Here is an 18297-nt window from a genome sequence, read left to right as displayed (position 1 = left end):
TACGGGTCACCCTCCGATCAATCGGCGGAAGAGGTTGAGGTCATCGGCGCCGAACACGTCGAAGACGACCCGGTCCACCCCGCCGGGACGGGTCGCGAGCCAGTCGGCGACCGTGGCCAGGGCCAGGCGCGCGGCGGCCTCTCGCGGGTATCCGTAGAGGCCGGTGCTGATCGAGCAGAAGGCGACCGACCGCAGACCGTGCGACATCGCCAGATCGAGACAGCGGCGGTACGACGAGACGAGCGTCGCCTCGTGCGCGGCCGTCACCGGTCCCGTCACCACCGGGCCGACAGTGTGCAGCACATACCGGGCCGGTAGGTGATGGCCCGGGGTGATCTGCGCGCGGCCGGCCGGTTCCGGGTGGCCCTGGGCGGTGACGATGGCGTGGCAGTCCGCGCGCAGCCGGGGCCCGGCGGCGGCGTGGATCACGTTGTCGACGCAGCGGTGCGACGGCTGGAAGCAGCCCAGCAGCCCCGGGTTGGCGGCGTTGACGATCGCGTCGACGGCCAGGGTGGTGATGTCGCCCTCCCACAGCACTGTCGACGCGGCCGCCGGATATCCGGTGCCCGGATGGTCCTCGGCGATGCTGGGCAGCGCCGCGCCGTTCACCACGCCACGGGCTGCCCGTTCGCCGGACAGCCACGAGTCGAGTAGCCGTACCACCTCGGGTTCGAAAGGCCCGGGATCGCGGACCGTGAGCAGAGCGCGGACCAGGGCCCGCGGATCTGTCGGTGCGATGGTCCGGCGCAGCCGGGACGCCGCCGCGCCGCCTGCCAGATGGGGCAGCAGGCGGCGGGCGAGGTCGTCGAGCCCGGCCGGGTCGTCGTGCACGGCTGTCAGAACAGGCCGTTGCCGTGCGGGAGCGTCGCCGGGATCTGCGGGGTGATGTCCCAGTGCTCGACGATGCGGCCGTCCGCGACGCGGAACAGGTCGTAGAAGGCGGTCGGTGTGGGCCCGAAGCTGCCCTCGGAGACGGTGAGGACGAAGTCGCCGTCGGCGATCACCCGGTGCAGGTCGGTGTAGACCATGCTGACGCCCTGTTCGGCGAGCGCGGTGAGGGCGGCGCCGAGGCCGTCGAGGCCGTCACCGATGCCGACGTTGTGCTGGTGGTACGTCTCGGTGCTGAGGAAATCGGTGATGGCGTCGACCTTGCCGCCCTGGAGGACGGTCTCGACGAACCCGGTGACCAGCGTCCGTGCGGCCTCGGTGTCGGCGCTGCCGTCGACGCCGGTGGGCCCGTCGGTCTGGGAGCGGCCGGAGACGGTCGTGGTGACGACCGGGGTGAGGGCGTCCCAGTGCTCGGCCAGTTTGCCGTCCTCGACGCGGAAGACGTCGAAGGCGACGAGCGGGTCCGGGCCGAAACCGTGGTAGGTGCCGTGCAGGGCGACCAGGTCGCCGTCGGCGAGGACCCGGTGCAGGTCGTAGCGGAACCCGTCGGGCAGGCCGGCGATCAGGGCCCGCAGGCCGTCGGGGCCGTCGGCGGCGAGAGCGCTGTGCTGCCGGTAGGTGGGGGAGACCCAGCGGTCGACGGCGGACGGGTCCCGGTCGCCGAAGAGCTGCGCGGCGGCGGTGAGGACGGTTTCCCTGGCGTTCATTCTCTACTCCTCGGTGCTGTGCTGTTGCGTCCACGGTAGGAGCGAAAAACGGACGTAACCGGGTAGTGTGGCGACTCGTGATGGTCAAAAACCGACAAGGTATCGCCGAGCTGGGGTTCGCGGCGCCGGTCGGCACACCGGGCGGCATCGAGGTCCTGGAGCTGGCCCGGCTGCGCGGCCGGGCCTCCGCCGAGCCGCGCCGGCCCACCTTCCACCACCTGCTCTGCCTGCGCAGCGGCCGGCTGGAGCACACCGTCGACTTCACCGGCCACACGCTCACGCCCGGCCGGTGGCTGTGGGTGCGGCCCGGCCAGGTGCAGCAGTGGGGCGACCTGGGCGGCGCGGAGGGCACGCTGGTGCTGTTCGAGCCGGAGTTCCTCGACGCCGCCACGGCGGCCGCGGTGCGCCTCGACGACCCGCACGCCGGGGTCGTCCACGACCCGGACCCGGCCGAGCGGGCGGCCCTCGACGACTCGGCGGCGCACCTCGGCCGGGTGTTCGCCGCGCCCGGCCGGACCCCGATCGAGGTGCGGCAGACGGTGCTGCGTCACCTGCTCGCCGTGCTGGTGCTGCAGCTGGCGCCGACCGCGGGCGGCCCGCCGGGCGGCGACACGTTCCTGCGCTTCCGCGACGCTGTCGAGCGGGACTTCACCCGGACCCGGCGCGTGGAGGACTATGCGCGCCGGCTCGGCTGGTCCGCGCGGACCCTGTCCCGGGCGACCCGGGCCGCGGCCGGCGTCAACGCCAAGGACTTCATCGACCGGCGGCTGATCCTGGAGGCGAAACGGTTGCTGGCGCACAGCGACCAGACGGCGGCGCAGGTCGCCGCCCGGCTCGGGTTCACCAGCGCCACCAACTTCAGCAAGTACTTCCTGCAGCGGGCGGGCGTCACACCGATCGCGTTCCGCGCCGCCGTCCGCCGTCCCGGGCGGTCGGCCGCCGTGTGACGGTGGCCGGCCGCTCCGGGCGTCGATCAGGCGCCCACGTGGATGCCCGGGCGGCGGGCCGGGTCCGCCTCGTGCTCGCGGATGATCTCCCGGGTGACCGGGGCGGTGTCGCCGCGGCCGAGCAGGAAGTACCGGACCATGTGGACCAGCGGGCTGCCCTCGGCCCACGCGAAGTGGCAGTGCGGGCGCACGCCGGTGCTGTCGCGCAGGGCCAGCAGGATCGCGGCGATCGCGTTCGGCGCGGCCGGCGCCTCGGCGCGCAGCACCCGGTGGCCGTCGACCTCGACACCCCGCACGGTCAGGACATCGCTGAACGCCGACGGGTCGACGACGTCGATCTCCAGGAAGATGACGTCGGCCGTGCCCGGGACCGGGTTGTCGCCGCGCTGCTCGCGTTCCTTCAGGGCGTACTCGTTCGCGTCACCGGCCTGACGGCGGTTGGCGATCAGGTTGATCCGCCCGTCGTGGGCGATCGTGTCGGTGACGAACCGGCGGGCGTTGTCGTCGAACTCGATGCGGTCGGTGCGCAGCTCGGTGGTGCGCGACACCCGCGAGATCAGCGACACCACGATGATGCCGGCGATGAACATCGCCGAGATGGCGATCCCGTCCGGCTTGTCGATCACGTTGTCCACCAGGGCGTACGCCAGGATCGCGGTGAGCAGCCCGAACCCGGCGCCGACGAGCGGCCGGTGCTGCCGGAAGGTGGCCACGGTGACCGCGAACGCGCCGGACACCATCATCGCCAGGATGCCGGTGGCGTACGCGCCGGCCTGCGCGTCCACGTCGGCGTCGAAGGCGATCGTGAGGGCGACGCTGATCAGCGTGTAGACCAGCACGACCGGCCGGACCGCGCGTCCCCACTCCGGGGCCATCCCGTACCCCGGCAGGTACCGCGGCACGATGTTGATCAACCCGGCCATCGCCGACGCGCCGGCGAACCACAGGATCAGCACGGTGCTGACGTCGTAGACGGTGCCGAACACCTCACCGAGCTGCTCGTGCGCCAGCCACGCCAGGGCACGGCCGTTGGCGCCGCCACCCTCGGCGAACTCGGCGGCCGGGATCAGCACGGTCGTGACGAAACTGCTGGCCAGCAGGTAGACGCTCATGATCAGCGCGGCGCCGGTGAGCAGCTTGCGGGTGTTGTGGATCCGTGACCGCAGCCGCTGCTCCCCGGTCTCGCCCTCGGCGGCGACCAGCGGCATCATGCTGACCCCCGTCTCGAACCCGGACAGGCCCAGCACCAGCAGCGGGAACGCCACCAGCGCCGGCACGATCAGGTCACCGGCCCCGCCGCCGCCCGCGGTGAGCGCGGCCGTCCACGCCGACCAGGCGTCCGGCGAGCCGATGATCTCCACGATCCCGGCGCCGATGATGATCGCGTTGAGCCCCAGGAACACCGCCACCAGCGGGATCGCGACACTGACCGCCTCGCTGAAGCCGAGCAGGAACACCCCGCCCAACAGCAGCAGCAGGATCACGGTCAGCGCCACCGCGTGCCCCTCCAGGAAGTGCGGGGCGTGCGGGTTCTCCAGCACGTGCAGGCTCGCGTCCGCGGCGGACAGCGTGATCGTGATGATCCACGAGGTCGCCACGAACCCGAGCAGGACCAGCACGAAGACCTTGCCCCGCCAGAACGGCAGCAGCCGCTCCAGCATCGCCACCGACCCGGCGCCGTGCGGGCTCTCCTCGGCCACGAGCCGGTACATCGGCAGCATCCCCAGCAGGGTCAGCGCCACGATCAGCAGCGTCGCCAGCGGGGACACCGCGCCGGCGGCGGCCGCGGCGATCGCCGGCACGTAGGCGAGGCTGGAGAAGTAGTCCACGCCGGTCAGGCACATCACCTTCCACCAGGGATGCTGCTCGGCGTGCGCCTCCCCGGCGGCCGGGCCGACCGGCTGCACCCGGTGCTTGAGCAGCCATGTCGCCAGCCTTCCGCTGTGCGGGTGCTCCTGCGCCGGCGTGTCCAGGACCGCGGGTATCGCATACCCCGGCTCGGCGGGCTCCTCGGTGGTCTTCTCCATGGCTCACTTCCGTACTCGTCGGCGGCGGCCTGGTGCCGCCGCGATCACGCTACGACCGGACGTCCAGCCGTGATCACCCGGGAGCCGTGTCACTAAACTGCCGCCATGCTGCACGTTCGTGTCATCGCGCCGCCACCGGTCAGCGCGACCATCCAGCGGTTCCTCCTCGGCGACGACGCCGTCACCCATCTGGTGGTGCTGCCGTCGGCGGCCAAGGACCCGGCCGGTGACGTGGTGGAGTTCGACGTCGTCCGCGAGGGGGCCACCGTCGTGCTCGACCGGCTCCGGGAGCTGGGAGTCGACGGGCAGGGCGCCATCGTCGTGGAGAAGGTCGACGCGGCGTTGTCCGCGTCGGCCGAGCGGGCGGCACGGCGTACCCCCGGATTGGGTGTCGACGCCGTGGTGTGGCACGAGATCGAGCAGCAGACGGGGGAGGAGACCGCCCTGTCGGTGGCGTTCCTCACCTTCATGAGTGTCGCGATGGTGATCGCCGCCGTCGGGGTGCTGCTGGATCAGCCGATCCTCATCGTCGGGTCGATGGTGGTCGGGCCCGAGTTCGGTCCGCTCGCCGCGCTCTGTGTCGGTCTCGTGCAGCGCAAGGCCGTCCTTCTCCGCCGGTCCGCGGTGGCGCTGGCCGTCGGGTTCCCGGTCGGCATGCTGGTCACCGTGGTGGCGGTGTGGCTGCTCACCGCCGCCGGCCTGGTCGACGAGTCGATGCTGCTGGCCAAGCGCCCGCTGACCGACTTCATCTGGCGGCCCGACGCCCTGTCCTGGGTGATCGGCTTCCTCGGCGGCGTCGCCGGCATCCTGTCGCTGACCTCGGCCAAGGCCGGCACCCTGGTCGGCGTCCTGATCTCGGTCACCACGGTCCCGGCCGCCGCCAACGCGGCCGTCGCCCTGGCCTACGGCGTGAGCCACGAGGCGTACGGCTCCCTCCTGCAACTGGCGATCAACATGGCCTCGATCGTCCTGGCCGGCGTCCTGACCCTGCTCGTCCAGCAGGTGGCCTGGCGCCGCCGCTGACCTCTGTCGAGGTCCGCCATCTCCGGCTCGTCGCGGATCGCCGGGATCGGCGCCTCGACCGGCCCGCCTCCCGCCGCCCCGGCCGTCCGGGCGCTGCCGTGGCCGGCGACCTGGCCTGCCGCGGCAACCGGCGGCCGGGTTGACCGGTGTCCGGTAGGGACGTCCTCACCCTGCCGGGGCCCGCCTGCCGGGTTCCTGCGACGTTCGTCATCTTCGACGCTGGTGCGGTCAGTGGAATCGACCGGCAGGAGCATGATGAGAACCACCATGACGTGGATGACGACGATCGTCCTGGCGACGGCCGCGATCACCGCGGTCTCCGGGGCGGCCACCGGATCCGGGCCGCAGTGGGCGCCCTGCCCGGCCGACGGGGTGCCCCTCGAGTGCGCCACGGTGCGGGTTCCCGTCGACTGGGCGCGGCCCGGCGGCCCGGCGATCGGCCTCCAGGTCGCGCGGCTGCGGGCCACCGGCGAGCGGGCCGGTTCGGTGTTCACCGATCCCGGCGGCCCGGGGGAGTCCGGGGTGGACTTCCTCGCGCGGTTCGCCGGCCGGTTCGGCGACAGGCTGCGCCGGTCGTACGACATCGTGTCCTGGGATCCGCGGGGGATCGGCGCGTCGCATCCGATCACCTGCCCGCCCGGGTCGGACCGGGAGCTGGCGGAGCTGCCCGTTCCCGGCACGGTCGCCGAGCGGCTGCGTTTCGAGCGGGCCGCCGCCGGCTGGGCGACGGCGTGCCGGCGACGGACGGGGCCACTCTTCGACCACGTCGACACCCTCAGCACGGCCCGTGATCTGGACCGGTTGCGTGCCCTGCTCGGCGAAGCCAAGATCAAATACGCGGGTTTCTCGTACGGCACGAGAATCGGCCTGTTCTACGCCGACCTGTTCCCCGGCCGTGTCGACCGGATGGCCGTGGACGCGGTCGTCGACCCGCAGAGTGACAACGCGGACTTCTACGACGGCGCGACCCGGGCGCTGGAGCAGGCGTTCACCGACTACCACGCCGGCTGTGCCACCAGGGCGACCTGCCCGATCGCCGATCTCACCGCCGACCGCTCCCGGTCATGGCTGCGGCCGCTGGTGGCCGCCAGCAGCGAACTCGGCAACCTGGTCCCGGGCTACCTGCGGTCCCCGCAAGCCTGGCCCGCCCTGGACGACCTGCTCCGCCGGCTGCGCGCCGGAACCTGGCAACCCTCGGGCGAGCCCACCTTCGGCGGCGAGTCCTACCACGCGGTGCAGTGCCTGGACCTGCCCGAGCACCGCACCGCCCGGCAGGTGATGGCGGATGCCGGCCGCGCCGGTTCCCGGTACCCGCTGTTCGGCCGGATGACCGCCGCCACCGTGCTCTGCGGACAGTGGCCGGTGCCGCCCGCCTACCGGCCGCACCCGATCCACGCGACCGGCTCCGGCCCGATCCTGGTGGTCGGCACCACCCACGACACCGCCACGCCGTACGACTGGGCGGTCAGCGCCGCGAAGAATCTGGACAACGGCCGCCTGCTGACCCAGGAGGCGACCCGCCACGGCGGTTACGGCTCCAACCCCTGTGTCACCGCCGCGATCGACGACCTGCTCGTCGACGGTGTCCTCCCGCCGGCCGGGAAGGTGTGCACGGCCTGATGACGGGTGTCTGGCGGGCCGTGGTGCACGTGCTGACCGGGTTGCCGGTCGGGCTCGCCGGCGCCGTCCGGACCCTGCTCGTCCTGCCGGTCGCGGCGGTCCGGCCCGGGGCGCTGCGGGCGGTGGCAGCCCGGCGCACCGCCGTCCAGCGAGGCCGGTTCGCCGCCCTGCTCGGCGTCGAGATCCCCGAGGTGACCGCGCCCGGCGCGATGGGCCGGCAGGTCGCGTTCCACCTGCTCGCGCTGCCGATCGGGGTGATCGGGTTCGCGGTGGTCGGCGGGGCGGGATCGGCCGGTCTCGGGTTCACCGCGCTCGTCGTCCGCGGCGACGTACGGGCGGCGGCCGGTGTCGCTCTCCTGCTGCTCGCGGCGGTGTCGGCGGCCGGTCTCGCCCGGTTCGACACCGTGCTGGCCCGGCGGCTGCTCGGCCCGAACCCGGCGGAGGCGCTCGCGCAACGGCTCGCCGAGATGGCCCGGGCCCGGGAGCAGGCGGTCGCCGCCGCCGCCGCGGAACGCCGCCGGATCGAGCGGGACCTGCACGACGGCACCCAGCAGCGCCTGGTCGCCCTGGCCATGACCCTCGGCATGGCCCGCGGCGCACTGCCCGACGGCCCGGCCCGGGACGCCGTCACCGACGCCCACCAGCAGGCCAAGGACGTGCTGGCCGAGTTGCGCGGGTTCGTCCGCGGGCTGTACCCGGCGGTGCTCGACGACCGGGGGCTCGACGCGGCGCTGTCCGGGCTCGTCGCCCGCCTGCCCCAACCGGTGGACCTGCACGTCGGCCTGCCGGGCCGCTGTCCACCGGTGATCGAGGAGATCGCGTACTTCGTCGTCGCCGAGACCTTGACCAACGCCACCCGGCACGCGGCCGCCACCCGGATCGGCGTGACGGTGGTCCGCGATCGTGATCTGCTACGGCTGGCCGTGACCGACGACGGCGCCGGTGGGGCGGCGGTCCGGCCCGGCGGCGGCCTGCACGGGCTGGCGCAGCGGGTGGCGTCGGTCGACGGCACGTTCCGGATCACCAGCCCGCCCGGCGGGCCGACCGAGGTGGAGGTGCACCTGCCGTGCGGGTCGTGATCGCCGAGGACTCGGTGCTGCTCCGCGCCGGCCTGGTCAAACTGCTGACCAGCGGCGGCATCGAGGTCTGCGCGGCGGTGAACGACGCCGACGGGCTGCTGCGCGCCGTCGACGAGCACCGGCCCGACCTGGCGCTGGTCGACGTGCGGATGCCACCGACCCACACCGACGAGGGCGTACGGGCCGCCCTGACCCTCAAGCGACGGCGGCCCGCGACGGCCGTCCTGCTGCTCTCCCAGTACGTGGAGGAACGCTATGCCGCCGAGCTGCTCACCGGGCACACCGGGGGCCTCGGCTACCTGCTCAAGGATCGGGTGGCCGACGTCGACGAGTTCCTCGACGCGCTGCGCCGGGTCGCGGCCGGCGGCACCGCCCTGGACCCCGAGGTGGTCGCCCAGCTCCTGGCCCGCCGGCGCACCGACCCGTTGCGCCGGCTCACCCCACGCGAGACCGACGTGCTCGCCACCATGGCCGAGGGCCGCTCCAACACGGCGATCGCCGACATCCTCGGCATCGGCCGGCACGCGGTCGAGAAACACGTCAACAACATCTTCGCCAAGCTGCACCTGACGCCCGCCGACACCGACCACCGGCGGGTCCTGGCCGTGCTCCACTACCTCGACCATGTGGAGCGCGCGTGACCGGCCATGTGGAGCGCGCGTGACCGGCCATGTGGAGCGCGCGTGACCGGCCGGCGGTGGCGTGCCGGCGGATCGGTCTTCAGCGCCGTGGTCCTGCTGGCCGGTGGCGTGCTGACCGCCGCGGCCGCGACCGCCCGCAGCGCCGACACGACGACCCGGTTCCCGGCCGCCCGGACCGTCGTCGTCGACAACCGGAACGGCCCGATCACGGTACGGGCCGGTGGCCCCGGGATCACCGTCCACCGGCGCCTCGCCTGGACCCTGGCCGAACCGTGGCTGCAGGAGAACCGGGACGACACGACGCTGACCCTGCACGCCACCTGCGGCCGCCCGGACCACACGGTGCAGATCATCATCGACTGCGAGATCGCCTACGACCTCGAGGTCCCACCGGAAACCGCCCTCGACCTGTCCGCCACCGGGCCGATCTCGGTGACCGGCGTCCGCGGTGACCTGCGTGTCCGGCCCGGGCGCTGACACGTCCGGGCCGCGCCCGCCGGCGTGCGGCCGGGCCGGGTGACGCTCACCTCGCCGCGGTCACCCGTGCGCCCCGCCGGCGGGATCGACGACGGCCTTGATGGTCCCGGCCAGCAGGGCGGGGTGCGACAGGAACGGCGAATGCGCGGTGGGCAGCTCGATCACCCGTACCGCCGCGGTGGTCCTGGTCTCGATCTCCTTGGCGAAGCGGCGCTGAAGCGCGGGCGGGACGGCCCGGTCCTCGGTGCAGACCAGGTAGGTGACCGGGATCCGGCCGAAACGGGCGGTGGTGACCTCGAACGCCTCCGTCGTCACGCCCAGCGGGCCGTCCGGGGTGAGCAGGGCGATCGCCGCATCGGCCAGAGGGCGCGGCACGTCGTGGTAGAAGCAGTCGCGGACGGCCTCGGTGTTCGCCGGGTCGATGCGCAGCGCGCCGGTGACCGCGGGGTCGGCGGCGATCAGGGCGGTGACGTGCTCGCCGAGATTCTCCGGCTGGTCGATGTAGGCGCCCGCGGGCAGGCCGAGGACCGGCGCGAACGCGGTCAGGTAGATCAGGCCGGCGAACAGCTCCGGCGCCAGTTCGGCCGCGCGGGTGGCGACCGCGCCGCCCATGCTGTGCGCGACCACGGTGACCGGCTCGCCGCGGCCGATCGTACGGAGCTGTTCGACGAGCAGCTCCGCGGCCGAGGTGGCGGTCACGCCGGCCGCCGGGGACACCGCGTCCGGCGAGGCGGGCCTGGCGGCGCGCAGCCCGTGCCCCTCGGTGTCGACGGCGACGGACGGCACGCCGTGCCCGGCCAGCAGCTCGGTGACGGGGCTCCAGCACCAGCTGCCGTGCCAGAAGCCGTGCACGAGGACGACGGTGTTCATACGGGTTCCTCCCGGGTGATCTTGCGGTCCGGGAAACCCTAGGAACGCGGGCGGCCGTCAGCCACGTCCCGTCGGTGCGGGGATAAAACACCCCGCAGCCGGGCCTCGGTGCCGGTGCCCGCCATCGGCAGCAGCAACAGCAGCCGCTGCCGCGAGTGCGGGCTGGTCACCACCACGCAGTCCAGATCGAGCCGGCCGACCCGCCGGTCCACGATGTGCTTGGTCGCACAGTGCAGCGCCGACACGTGGTGCTCGTCCCACATCCGGGCGAACTCGGCACTGACCGCCCGCAGGTCCTCGACCAGGGCGAGAGCCGCCTCGTCGTGGCCGCGCTGAGCGGTCACCGCCCGCAGGTCGGCCACATAGGCCCGCCCGGTCGGCTCGTGATCCCCGCCCGGCTCCAGGGTGTCGCGCCACTGCGGCGAGGTGAACCAGCGCCAGACCAGGTTGCCGTCCCGGCCGGGCAGACCGGTGAACGGGCCGAACAGCGCGACGTTCAACGCGTTCTGCGCCAGGACCGTGCCCAGGTCGTCGGCGAGATAACCCGGGGCGGACGCGTTGCCGTGCAGCAGCGCCAGCAGACCCGGGTCGGGCGTCTCGTCCGGGCCGGCCGGCGCCGCGTGCCCGGCCAGCCGGTAGACGTGGTCGCGTTCGTCGCCGGTCAGCCGCAGAGCACCGGAGAGCGCGGCGAGGGTGGCGGCCGACGGATGCGGACCCCGGCCCTGTTCGAGTCGCTCGTAGTAGGTGACCGACAGGTGGGCCAGCGACGCCACCTCGTCACGGCGCAGCCCGGGCGCCCGTCGCCGGCCGCCACCGGGCAGGCCCGCCGCGGCCGGGGTCAGCGCGTCCCGTCGCCGCCGCAGGAAATCACCGAGTTCCGCACGCGTCATGGCGACAAACTATCGGGGGCGGGTCAGGCGGTCACCAGGACCGCGGTGGCCACGACCGCGGCGGCGACGGCGACGAGCATCAACGTCGCGGCGCCGGCGCCGGCGGCGAGACGACCCGCGATGGCACGGGCGCCGGTGCGGGCGGGCAGAACCGGCGAATACTGGACGGCGACGGCGTCCGAGTCGTCGAAGAAGATCACGCTGCGCACGTTACGACACCGAAACACCGCCGGAAAATCCCAGTTCAAGTGATGTCCAGCACTGCGGTGCAGGCCGTCACCGCACACCAACATTACGTATAGTGACCACTGTGGAATCGACGGCGGTGATCGCTGTCGGTGAGTGGATCGCGACCCGGAGGGGTGTCCGGCGCCGGGGCCGCCGGCCTAGATTGCGGGGATGGATCTCTCGCGTCTCGGCGTGCCGGTCGGCCCGATGCGCCGGGTCCACGGTGGGTTCGCCAACCGGATGTATCGGCTCGACACCGACCGGGGGTCGTTCGCGGTCAAGGAGGTCAACACCTTCGACCGGCGCTCGCCGTACCGTGCCGGTGACGTGTTCCGGTTCGAGCGGGCGGCCTTCGCGGCCGGGATCCCGATGCCCGAGCCGATCGCGGCCGGCCCCGACACGCTCGTGCACCGGTGGGTCGAGGGGCGGAAGATGCCCGAGGCGCCCGTCTCCCCGGCGTACGCGTTCGAGGTCGGCGAGATCCTCGCGCGCCTGCACGCCCTCGACATCGCGTGGCCCGAGCCGGCGGTCGAGGAGCCGGCGCCGCGGGACTGGGCCGGCCTCGCCGAGCGGGCGGCCGCGACCCGGCAGCCGTGGGCCGCGGAACTCGGCTCGCGGGCCGGGGAGTTCCAGGCCATCGCCGACTTCGCCGACAACTGCCCGCGGCCGGGGCCCGTCGTGCTCACCCACCGCGACGTCCACCCGTGGAACCTGCTCGCCCGCGACGGCCGGCCGGTGCTGCTCGACTGGGAGTTGTCCGGGCTGATCGACCTCTCCGGCGAACTCGGCTCGACCGCGCTGAGCCTCGCCAAGGGTCCCGGCCTCGACGGCATCGAACCCGCCGTCTTCCGTGCGGTGCTCGACGGCTACACCGCGGGAGGCGGGACGCTGCCGCCGCCGGGACCGAGCTGGTTCGTCCACCTGATCAGCGGCCGGCTGGGACACCTGCGGTGGAACATCCTGCGGTGTCTCGCCGGGACCGAGGCGCCGGCCGGGCCGGACCTCGCGCTGTCCCAGCAGGCGGCGCACCACGGGGTACGCGGCCTCCCCGACCTCTTCGACCGGCTGCCCGGCCTGGTGGCCCTGCTGCGCCCTACTCGCTGAACTCGGTCACCGACAGCGCCTGATCCAGACGGCCGGCGGACAGATCGTCGTGGCGGATCACGAAACTGCCGTAGTAGAACTCGTCGTCCAGCGGGAACCGGGCCAGGGACAGCCACTCTCCCGACAGGCGGTGCGCCTCCTTCTCCACGGCGGAGTACCAGTTCGCCACCGGGACGACGATCTCGCCCGCCTTCTCCCGGCCGGCGAGAGTCTGCTCGGCGATGCTCCCGATCACCTCGTCGTCGGCGTACCCACCGAGGTAGGCGCTGGCCAGGCCGTCGTCCGGCGGCCACAACTCGTCGGCCAGCGCGGTCAGCTCCGCCAGGTGCGGCAGGTCGCGTTCCAGATCGGCGGCCCGCCGCACCTGGAACGGGGACAGGTCGTCCTCGTCCTCCTCCTCGTCCGGCTCGAACCAGCCGGGCAGCTCCGCGACCAGGGTGGCGCTCAGGTCGAACTCGTCGAGGGCGGCGTCGGCGTGCAGCACCCGCGCGTACTTCCGCTCGCCGGTCGCGGCGGCCAGGTGGTCGTCCTCGTGGGCCAGGAAGAAGTACATCGAACCCCGCGCCGGCAGGCCGGACCCGTCGACCACCGGCAGCGCGGCGCAGTCGACGGCGAAGACGAACGGCAACGGGCGGCCGTCGGCGGACGGCCACTCCACACCCTCCGGCAGCCGCGGCTCACCACCGAACCGTCCGGCCGGGACGCCGCCGGAACCGCCGCTCAGCCGGTACGACAGACGCAGATGCCCGAGGAACACGCTGATCTCGTCGGCCGGGATGTCCGCTTCGAGCGCCGCGCTCCGGAACCGCCCCTGATGATCCATGGGCCAGGATGATGCCATGAACACCTTTCCGGGGCGCTCTCGGAGCCCTGCCCGTACCAGGGCGCGTCCCCGCCGTTCGCCGGGAAACGGCTGGTCGTCTTCGTGATCGGGGCGGCGCCGCTCTGACGGCCATCGTCGTCACCATCATGGTGACGGTTGAGGACTGCCCGTGAAGCTTCCCGGGTGTCGGGCTCGGTTCAGTGGGTATCAGGCATTGATGGCCTGAGATTCGTGGGGAGGTGGATCATGCGCGGTGACACGTCAGTGGTGACGGGTCGGCGTGTCGTCCACCTTCTGCTGGTGATCGGGTTCGCGCTGGTGGCGTATGTGCTTCTGAGCTTCTTCGACCGGGGCGCACGGGCGGACGGGGTGGTCCCGGGCTCGCCCGTTCCCGCCGCCGCTGTCACCACCGGGAAAGTGCCCGCCGCCGCTGTCACCACCGGGAAAGTGCCCGCTGTAGCGAAGACGCTGCCCCGCAAGACCGTGGTCCCGACGACGTCACCGCGCAACGTCGCGGTTCCGAAGGTCCCGTCGCGGGAGGTCGCGGTTCCGAAGGTCCCGTCGCGCAAGGCCGTGGGTCCCTCGCGTGAAGTCGCGGTCCCGAAGGTCCCGGCGGACAAAGCCGCCGGATCGAAGGCGACGTTGCCGAAGGCCGCGCTCGCGAAGCCGGTGGAACGGACAACGCCCGCGCGAGAGGTCGTCGGCTCGGTGACACGATTGCCGAAGGCCGCTGTCCCGAAGGTCGTGGAACGGATCGTGCCTCCGCGAGAGGTCGTCGCCCTGGTGACCTCGTTGCCCGCGACGGCTCTGTCCGAGGCCACGAAGCTTCAGAGATGGCAGGGCGACATCGCTGGTCTCGAAGGCGTGGATCCGGCGCCGGTTCTGATCACCTCCTCGAAGACGTTCCGTCCATGGCCGCCGGTGGATCTCGTGGACTCGGGACTGCGGCAGGGTGCTGCATTGGCGCACGTGGATCGGGCAGTCGGAGGCACCGGCACAGTGCCCGCGCCACACCCGGCGATGGATGTCGTCGCCGCTGTTCCGGTGGCGCCCGCCTCGTGTGCCGGGCCCGGTTCGTGGGCAGTCCCCCTGGCGGCCTCACGGGTTCCGCATTCGCACGGCGCTCGTTCGTTCGTACCGTCACCGACGACGGTGACCGGCCACGGACCTCTCACCGCTCCGGATTCGCAAGCCGCGGGCGCCGGGCAGTTCCGTGATGCCGCCGGCGGCGGCGCGTCCCCGGCGGGCACCGTCCCGTCGCCGTGGCGGCCGGCCGCACCGGTCGCCACGATCCTCCCGCTCACGGATGTGAGCCTCACCGGGCGATCCGTCCGGTACAGCGGTCCTCCCAGCTGATCACGCGGTACGGACCCGGGCCGGCGCTTCCGGCGCCGTGCCGTCCGCCGGCCTCCGTGCCATCGGACGCCGGCATCCCACCGCAGAGCTCAACCCCTGGCTGGGAGGCCTTCGTGATCCGCATTCTGCTCGTCGAACCCATGAACCTGCTGCGTGGCGCCCTCACCGCGACCCTCTCCCGGGAGGAGGACCTCACCGTCGTCGCCGACCTGGCCCGCCTCGACGAGGCGCCCGGCATGGCCCGCGCGGTGCCCCCGGACGTGGCGGTCGTCAACGTCGGCCTGCTCGCCGGGGACGGACTGGAGTCGTTCACCCGGCTCAGCGCCGAACAGCCGCGCTGCGCCACCCTGGTGCTCGCCGGCCCGGACGCCCCCGCGAGGCTGCACCGCGCGCTCGACGTGCACGTCCGCGGGGTGATCGGCACGCAGGCCGCGCCGCACGAGCTGGTCCGCGCGATCCGGCAGGTGTCGCGCGGTGAACGGGTCATCGACGCCCGTCTGGCTGTCGCGATGGTCGCGGCCCGGCCCAGCCCGCTGTCCGCACGGGAGGCCGACGTGCTGCGGATCGCCGGATCCGGGGTGCCGTCCGCGGAGGTGGCCGCCACGCTGCACCTGACCGCCGGAACCGTCCGCAACTACATGTCGGTGATCCTGCGCAAGACCGGCGCCCGCAACCGGCTCGAAGCCGTCCGCGTCGCCGAGAACGCCGGCTGGCTCACGTGACTCTTGTAACCCGCGGCCGATGACAGAACTCACTAGGGCGGGCCCTCCCCGGCATCGAGGCTTGTCGGTGAAGAGAAAACCGGAGCAGAACGAGGAGAAACGATGACACACCGGCAACGGATCTCGATGATCGTCGCCATGCTGCTCGTGGCGCTGGGACTCGCCACCACGGGCGCCGGCGCGGCGGTGGCCGCCCCGCCGCACACGCAGGCCCCCGCGCCGGCCGCCGCCGTCCCCGGTGTCCCGGTGACCGGCGGTTTCACCGACGCGAACGGCGGCGACGGCGTCTTCGCCGGGACCTTCACCCCCACGAGCTTCGCCGACCGGAACGGCAGCCTGGTCGCCACCGGCACCCTGACCGGCACGCTCACCGACGCGGCCGGCGGCACGGTCGGCACCGTCGAGCAGACCGTCACCACGCCCGCGGCCATCGCCCAGGCGACCTGCCGGATCCTCGACCTCACCCTCGGCCCGCTGCACCTGGACCTGCTCGGCCTGGTCGTCGACCTCAACCAGGTCCACCTGGTCCTCAACGCGGTGTCCGCGCCCGGCAACCTGCTCGGCAACCTGCTGTGCGCGATCGCCGGCCTGCTCGACCCGATCCCGAGCGCGGCGGCCCTGGCCGCGATCCTCAACCTCCTGCTGGCACTGCTCGGCCAGCTCTGACCGCCCGCCCCGACCCAGGTGGCCGCACCCCTGCCCGGTGCGGCCACCTGCCGTTGTACGGTCCCTGGCGTGAACACGCCGAGACTGCACGCCGACGCGATCGACGTCTGGGAGACCGACGACGACCTCACGCTGACGTTGAACACCGGCGGGGTGACGCTCATGCACATCCGGGCGCGGTATGACGGCTGGATCGACGAGGTGATCAACAGCGCGGGAGTCGCCGGGCCGGGCCCGTCCTCCTGGACGTTGATCGGCCGCGAGCTGTCCCTGGAGCTCGGCGCGAAGTCGGCGGCCGTGCTCGGCCTGCCGCAGGACTGCCTGGTCCGCCTCGACGTCGACGACGAGGCGATCAGCCGGGTCCGGGCCGCGCTCCTGGAGATCCTGCACAGCGCCTGTTACCTCGTCGACACCCCCGAGGGCCGCCTCCGCAGTTGAGGCCCCGTGCCGGGCGGCGCCGGCCGTCGGGTCACCAGGCGCGCCAGGCATCGGTCAGCTCGCTGCGGTCGCGGCCACGGCGGCCGGTCAGCGCCGCGACGTCCACCCCGGCGTCGGTCAGCACCGCGTCGATGTAGTCGGCGAGCTGCTCACGCTCGCCGGTCTCGATCGCCCCGAACGGCTCGTCGGCGGTGTTGAGCCCGACCACGACCTTTTCCACAGCCGCCCACACCGCGTCGTCGGAGCCGGTGTCGGCGGCGGCGATGTCGCGCTCGTAGCCGGCCAGCACCGCGTCGACGGCGGCGGTGAACGCCGGTGGCCACAGCTCCGACGCATACGCCCTGTCCGGCGCCAGGGTGCCCGCGGCGACCTCGGCCTGCTGCTTCGCGACGCGGTCACGCCAGCGCGTGGTGGGTCTCTCGATCATGCTGCGCAGCGTAGAGGCCACCTACGACATTTTCCGGCGGTCGCCGGTGGCGGCACGAGCGGGCCGGGCGGATGCGGCTTCCGCTACCGTTCCGGGGTGATCGATCTGCCCGGCGCCACACGGAAGTCCTTCGCGGGGCTCGACCTGCGGCACGCCACCCTCGACCGGCGGTTCTTCAAGCTGTGCGACTTCCGCGGGGCCGATCTGCGCGGCGCGTCCTTGCGGGGCGTCTCCTTCGGGGGGTGCGATCTGCGCGAGGCCGACCTACGGGACACCGACCTGTCGTACGCCACGTTCGGTCCCGTCCGGACCCACGATCCGTCGTTCGGCCGCACCGATGTCACGGGCGCGCTGTGGCAGGGTGCGGTGCTGCGCGGCGTGACCGCCGAGGACGTCGTCGGCTGGCCCCACGAGGCGGCGATGTGACGGGTGAGCGGCTCCGGCCACCGTTCATCCGGCGGGGGCGGTGATCCGGCGCATCAGGGTGGCCATGTCGGGGGAGACCCACTCCTCGGCGATCAGGGCGCCGTCGACCCGGTAGATGTCGATGCTGGTGAACGTGACGTGCCGGTGGGTGGCGGGCACGTCCTGGAAGGCGCCGGTGTGGGTGCCGGTGAAGTGCAGCCGGACCGCGACCCGGTCGCCGGCGCCGAAGATGTCCTCGACGGTGATGCGCAGGTCGGGGAAGCCGTCGCGCATGGCCTGGACACCGAACCGCCAGATGTCCCGGCCGTGCAGAGGCCCGGGCAGCCCGGGCAGGTTGACGATGAAGTCCTCGGTGAGGTGGTCGGCGCAGGCGTCCAGGTCACCGCGCTGCAATTTGTCGAAGGCCGTGCGTACGACGGTCACGTTCGCGTCGGCAGAGGTCATGATCGCGTCCTTCCGTAGCCCGTTTACAATACGACTGTATCGCAAAAGCCTCGACGCTGGTGACGCCAGGGCTCACCGACCCCGGATCTCCCCGAAGGAGTGGGGCCTAAAGTCCCGACTTGCGCCGAGTGACGTGACGGTGAACGGCCGTTGTGATCAGCTGTGCAGGTCGCGGCAGCGGCGGTTCCGGTTGGTTGCTTGATCCGCCTGCGGTACGACGCCTAAAGGGGCGTCCGCCGTGACTACCGCTGCCCCGGTTGGCTTTGTGACGCTATGACTGCCGGGGCGCGAAGCGGGCGGCGGCGCCGGCTCGGGTGGAAGGGAAGATCCACCCAGCCGGCGCCGTCACCGTGAATCTCTCCTCGAATCCTCACCGGTTGGGTAAACCCCGTTCTTCGCTGGTCGATCACCCGTGGCGTGTCGTTGGCCCGGGGGTCGGGATGTCCGCTACCGGGTGGCACCGGTTCGGGCACTGGTGGTGCAACGCCTGCCCT

The 18297-nt window shown here is 72.9% G+C and carries 21 protein-coding genes; 12 read left to right on the top strand and 9 right to left on the bottom strand.

Features of this window, described 5'->3' with window-relative positions:
• Nucleotides 1-6: 6 nt before the first annotated feature.
• Both BM290_RS10325 and BM290_RS10320 read right to left on the bottom strand, forming a co-directional pair.
• Nucleotides 7-831, bottom strand: a complete 825-nt coding sequence (locus BM290_RS10325) for a macro domain-containing protein (protein ID WP_239143521.1) — start codon at nt 829-831, stop codon at nt 7-9.
• A gap of 5 nt (nt 832-836) precedes the next feature.
• On the bottom strand, nt 837-1595 hold the full coding sequence (locus BM290_RS10320; RefSeq protein WP_093612544.1) for a nuclear transport factor 2 family protein: 759 nt from the start codon (nt 1593-1595) through the stop codon (nt 837-839).
• Between the two features lie 80 nt (nt 1596-1675).
• Between BM290_RS10320 and BM290_RS10315 the strand changes: the two genes are divergently transcribed.
• Nucleotides 1676-2542, top strand: a complete 867-nt coding sequence (locus tag BM290_RS10315; RefSeq protein ID WP_093612542.1) for a helix-turn-helix domain-containing protein — start codon at nt 1676-1678, stop codon at nt 2540-2542.
• A 26-nt stretch (nt 2543-2568) separates the two neighbouring features.
• Here BM290_RS10315 and BM290_RS10310 read toward each other — a convergent pair whose 3' ends face one another.
• A complete protein-coding gene (locus tag BM290_RS10310; RefSeq protein ID WP_093612540.1) occupies nt 2569-4569 on the bottom strand; it encodes an APC family permease in 2001 nt (666 codons plus the stop codon).
• Between the two features lie 105 nt (nt 4570-4674).
• Here BM290_RS10310 and BM290_RS10305 point away from each other — a divergent pair, with 105 nt between their 5' ends.
• From BM290_RS10305 to BM290_RS10285, 5 genes are all read left to right on the top strand, one after another.
• Nucleotides 4675-5592 carry a DUF389 domain-containing protein gene (locus BM290_RS10305; RefSeq protein ID WP_093612538.1) on the top strand — a complete coding sequence of 306 codons (918 nt, stop codon included), beginning with the start codon at nt 4675-4677 and terminating at the stop codon, nt 5590-5592.
• Between the two features lie 276 nt (nt 5593-5868).
• Nucleotides 5869-7212 (top strand): alpha/beta hydrolase, encoded by a 1344-nt coding sequence (locus BM290_RS10300; RefSeq protein WP_177319650.1) that lies wholly within the window; start codon nt 5869-5871, stop codon nt 7210-7212.
• Nucleotides 7212-8291: a sensor histidine kinase gene (locus BM290_RS10295; protein WP_093613620.1), complete on the top strand. Its 1080-nt coding sequence runs from the start codon at nt 7212-7214 to the stop codon at nt 8289-8291. The genes BM290_RS10300 and BM290_RS10295 overlap by 1 nt, the downstream gene beginning before the upstream one ends.
• A complete protein-coding gene (locus BM290_RS10290) occupies nt 8279-8932 on the top strand; it encodes a response regulator transcription factor (protein ID WP_093612534.1) in 654 nt (217 codons plus the stop codon). Before BM290_RS10295 ends, BM290_RS10290 begins: the two co-directional genes overlap by 13 nt.
• Before the next feature lie 42 nt (nt 8933-8974).
• Nucleotides 8975-9409: a hypothetical protein gene (locus BM290_RS10285; protein WP_093612532.1), complete on the top strand. Its 435-nt coding sequence runs from the start codon at nt 8975-8977 to the stop codon at nt 9407-9409.
• 60 nt (nt 9410-9469) lie between these two features.
• Here the strand turns inward: BM290_RS10285 and BM290_RS10280 are convergent, their stop codons facing one another.
• From BM290_RS10280 to BM290_RS48200, 3 genes are read right to left on the bottom strand one after another with little or no spacing between them, the layout of a single operon-like run.
• Nucleotides 9470-10279, bottom strand: coding sequence for an alpha/beta fold hydrolase (locus tag BM290_RS10280; protein ID WP_093612530.1), 810 nt, complete (start codon nt 10277-10279; stop codon nt 9470-9472).
• A 38-nt stretch (nt 10280-10317) separates the two neighbouring features.
• Nucleotides 10318-11169 carry a helix-turn-helix transcriptional regulator gene (locus tag BM290_RS10275; RefSeq protein WP_093612528.1) on the bottom strand — a complete coding sequence of 284 codons (852 nt, stop codon included), beginning with the start codon at nt 11167-11169 and terminating at the stop codon, nt 10318-10320.
• A 23-nt stretch (nt 11170-11192) separates the two neighbouring features.
• Nucleotides 11193-11369: a hypothetical protein gene (locus BM290_RS48200; protein WP_177319649.1), complete on the bottom strand. Its 177-nt coding sequence runs from the start codon at nt 11367-11369 to the stop codon at nt 11193-11195.
• A 199-nt stretch (nt 11370-11568) separates the two neighbouring features.
• Between BM290_RS48200 and BM290_RS10265 the strand changes: the two genes are divergently transcribed.
• Nucleotides 11569-12501, top strand: a complete 933-nt coding sequence (locus BM290_RS10265; protein ID WP_093612524.1) for a phosphotransferase family protein — start codon at nt 11569-11571, stop codon at nt 12499-12501.
• Here the strand turns inward: BM290_RS10265 and BM290_RS10260 are convergent.
• Nucleotides 12491-13324, bottom strand: a complete 834-nt coding sequence (locus BM290_RS10260) for a DUF1963 domain-containing protein (protein ID WP_093612522.1) — start codon at nt 13322-13324, stop codon at nt 12491-12493. The genes BM290_RS10265 and BM290_RS10260 overlap by 11 nt on opposite strands.
• A 246-nt stretch (nt 13325-13570) precedes the next feature.
• Here BM290_RS10260 and BM290_RS10255 point away from each other — a divergent pair, with 246 nt between their 5' ends.
• The 4 genes from BM290_RS10255 (at nt 13571) to BM290_RS10240 (ending at nt 16506) form a co-directional block, all read left to right on the top strand.
• Nucleotides 13571-14680 (top strand): RAD23 family protein, encoded by a 1110-nt coding sequence (locus tag BM290_RS10255; RefSeq protein WP_093612520.1) that lies wholly within the window; start codon nt 13571-13573, stop codon nt 14678-14680.
• Between the two features lie 113 nt (nt 14681-14793).
• The gene (locus BM290_RS10250; protein WP_093612518.1) at nt 14794-15402 is read left to right on the top strand and encodes a response regulator transcription factor; all 609 of its coding nucleotides are present in this window, start codon (nt 14794-14796) and stop codon (nt 15400-15402) included.
• A 102-nt stretch (nt 15403-15504) separates the two neighbouring features.
• On the top strand, nt 15505-16068 hold the full coding sequence (locus tag BM290_RS10245; protein ID WP_093612516.1) for a hypothetical protein: 564 nt from the start codon (nt 15505-15507) through the stop codon (nt 16066-16068).
• Nucleotides 16069-16137: 69 nt separating this feature from the next.
• Nucleotides 16138-16506 (top strand): hypothetical protein, encoded by a 369-nt coding sequence (locus BM290_RS10240; protein WP_093612514.1) that lies wholly within the window; start codon nt 16138-16140, stop codon nt 16504-16506.
• 31 nt (nt 16507-16537) lie between these two features.
• On the opposite strand, the gene BM290_RS10235 is transcribed toward BM290_RS10240, so the two are convergent.
• A complete protein-coding gene (locus BM290_RS10235) occupies nt 16538-16933 on the bottom strand; it encodes a hypothetical protein (protein WP_093612512.1) in 396 nt (131 codons plus the stop codon).
• Nucleotides 16934-17029: 96 nt separating this feature from the next.
• On the opposite strand from BM290_RS10235, the gene BM290_RS49630 reads away from it, so the two are divergent.
• The gene (locus BM290_RS49630) at nt 17030-17359 is read left to right on the top strand and encodes a pentapeptide repeat-containing protein (RefSeq protein ID WP_093612510.1); all 330 of its coding nucleotides are present in this window, start codon (nt 17030-17032) and stop codon (nt 17357-17359) included.
• A 24-nt stretch (nt 17360-17383) separates the two neighbouring features.
• Here BM290_RS49630 and BM290_RS10225 read toward each other — a convergent pair whose 3' ends face one another.
• The gene (locus BM290_RS10225) at nt 17384-17803 is read right to left on the bottom strand and encodes an ester cyclase (RefSeq protein ID WP_203779330.1); all 420 of its coding nucleotides are present in this window, start codon (nt 17801-17803) and stop codon (nt 17384-17386) included.
• Between the last annotated feature and the right edge of the window lie 494 nt (nt 17804-18297).

Source organism: Actinoplanes philippinensis (genome assembly GCF_900113015.1).
Classification (GTDB): domain Bacteria; phylum Actinomycetota; class Actinomycetes; order Mycobacteriales; family Micromonosporaceae; genus Actinoplanes; species Actinoplanes philippinensis.
The sequence above is the reverse complement of the archived record's forward strand: the minus strand, read 5'-3'. Positions and strand labels throughout refer to the sequence as shown.

Excerpts from the sequence above, each read along its gene's own strand:
- BM290_RS10320 (WP_093612544.1), bottom strand. The coding sequence starts at position 1,595 with ATGAACGCCAGGGAAACCGTCCTCACCGCCGCCGCGCAGCTCTTCGGC.
- BM290_RS10315 (WP_093612542.1), top strand. The coding sequence starts at position 1,676 with ATGGTCAAAAACCGACAAGGTATCGCCGAGCTGGGGTTCGCGGCGCCG.
- BM290_RS10310 (WP_093612540.1), bottom strand. The coding sequence starts at position 4,569 with ATGGAGAAGACCACCGAGGAGCCCGCCGAGCCGGGGTATGCGATACCC.
- BM290_RS10305 (WP_093612538.1), top strand. The coding sequence starts at position 4,675 with ATGCTGCACGTTCGTGTCATCGCGCCGCCACCGGTCAGCGCGACCATC.
- BM290_RS10300 (WP_177319650.1), top strand. The coding sequence starts at position 5,869 with ATGACGACGATCGTCCTGGCGACGGCCGCGATCACCGCGGTCTCCGGG.
- BM290_RS10295 (WP_093613620.1), top strand. The coding sequence starts at position 7,212 with ATGACGGGTGTCTGGCGGGCCGTGGTGCACGTGCTGACCGGGTTGCCG.
- BM290_RS10280 (WP_093612530.1), bottom strand. The coding sequence starts at position 10,279 with ATGAACACCGTCGTCCTCGTGCACGGCTTCTGGCACGGCAGCTGGTGC.
- BM290_RS10275 (WP_093612528.1), bottom strand. The coding sequence starts at position 11,169 with ATGACGCGTGCGGAACTCGGTGATTTCCTGCGGCGGCGACGGGACGCG.
- BM290_RS10265 (WP_093612524.1), top strand. The coding sequence starts at position 11,569 with ATGGATCTCTCGCGTCTCGGCGTGCCGGTCGGCCCGATGCGCCGGGTC.
- BM290_RS10260 (WP_093612522.1), bottom strand. The coding sequence starts at position 13,324 with ATGGATCATCAGGGGCGGTTCCGGAGCGCGGCGCTCGAAGCGGACATC.
- BM290_RS10255 (WP_093612520.1), top strand. The coding sequence starts at position 13,571 with ATGCGCGGTGACACGTCAGTGGTGACGGGTCGGCGTGTCGTCCACCTT.
- BM290_RS10245 (WP_093612516.1), top strand. The coding sequence starts at position 15,505 with ATGACACACCGGCAACGGATCTCGATGATCGTCGCCATGCTGCTCGTG.
- BM290_RS10235 (WP_093612512.1), bottom strand. The coding sequence starts at position 16,933 with ATGATCGAGAGACCCACCACGCGCTGGCGTGACCGCGTCGCGAAGCAG.
- BM290_RS10225 (WP_203779330.1), bottom strand. The coding sequence starts at position 17,803 with ATGACCTCTGCCGACGCGAACGTGACCGTCGTACGCACGGCCTTCGAC.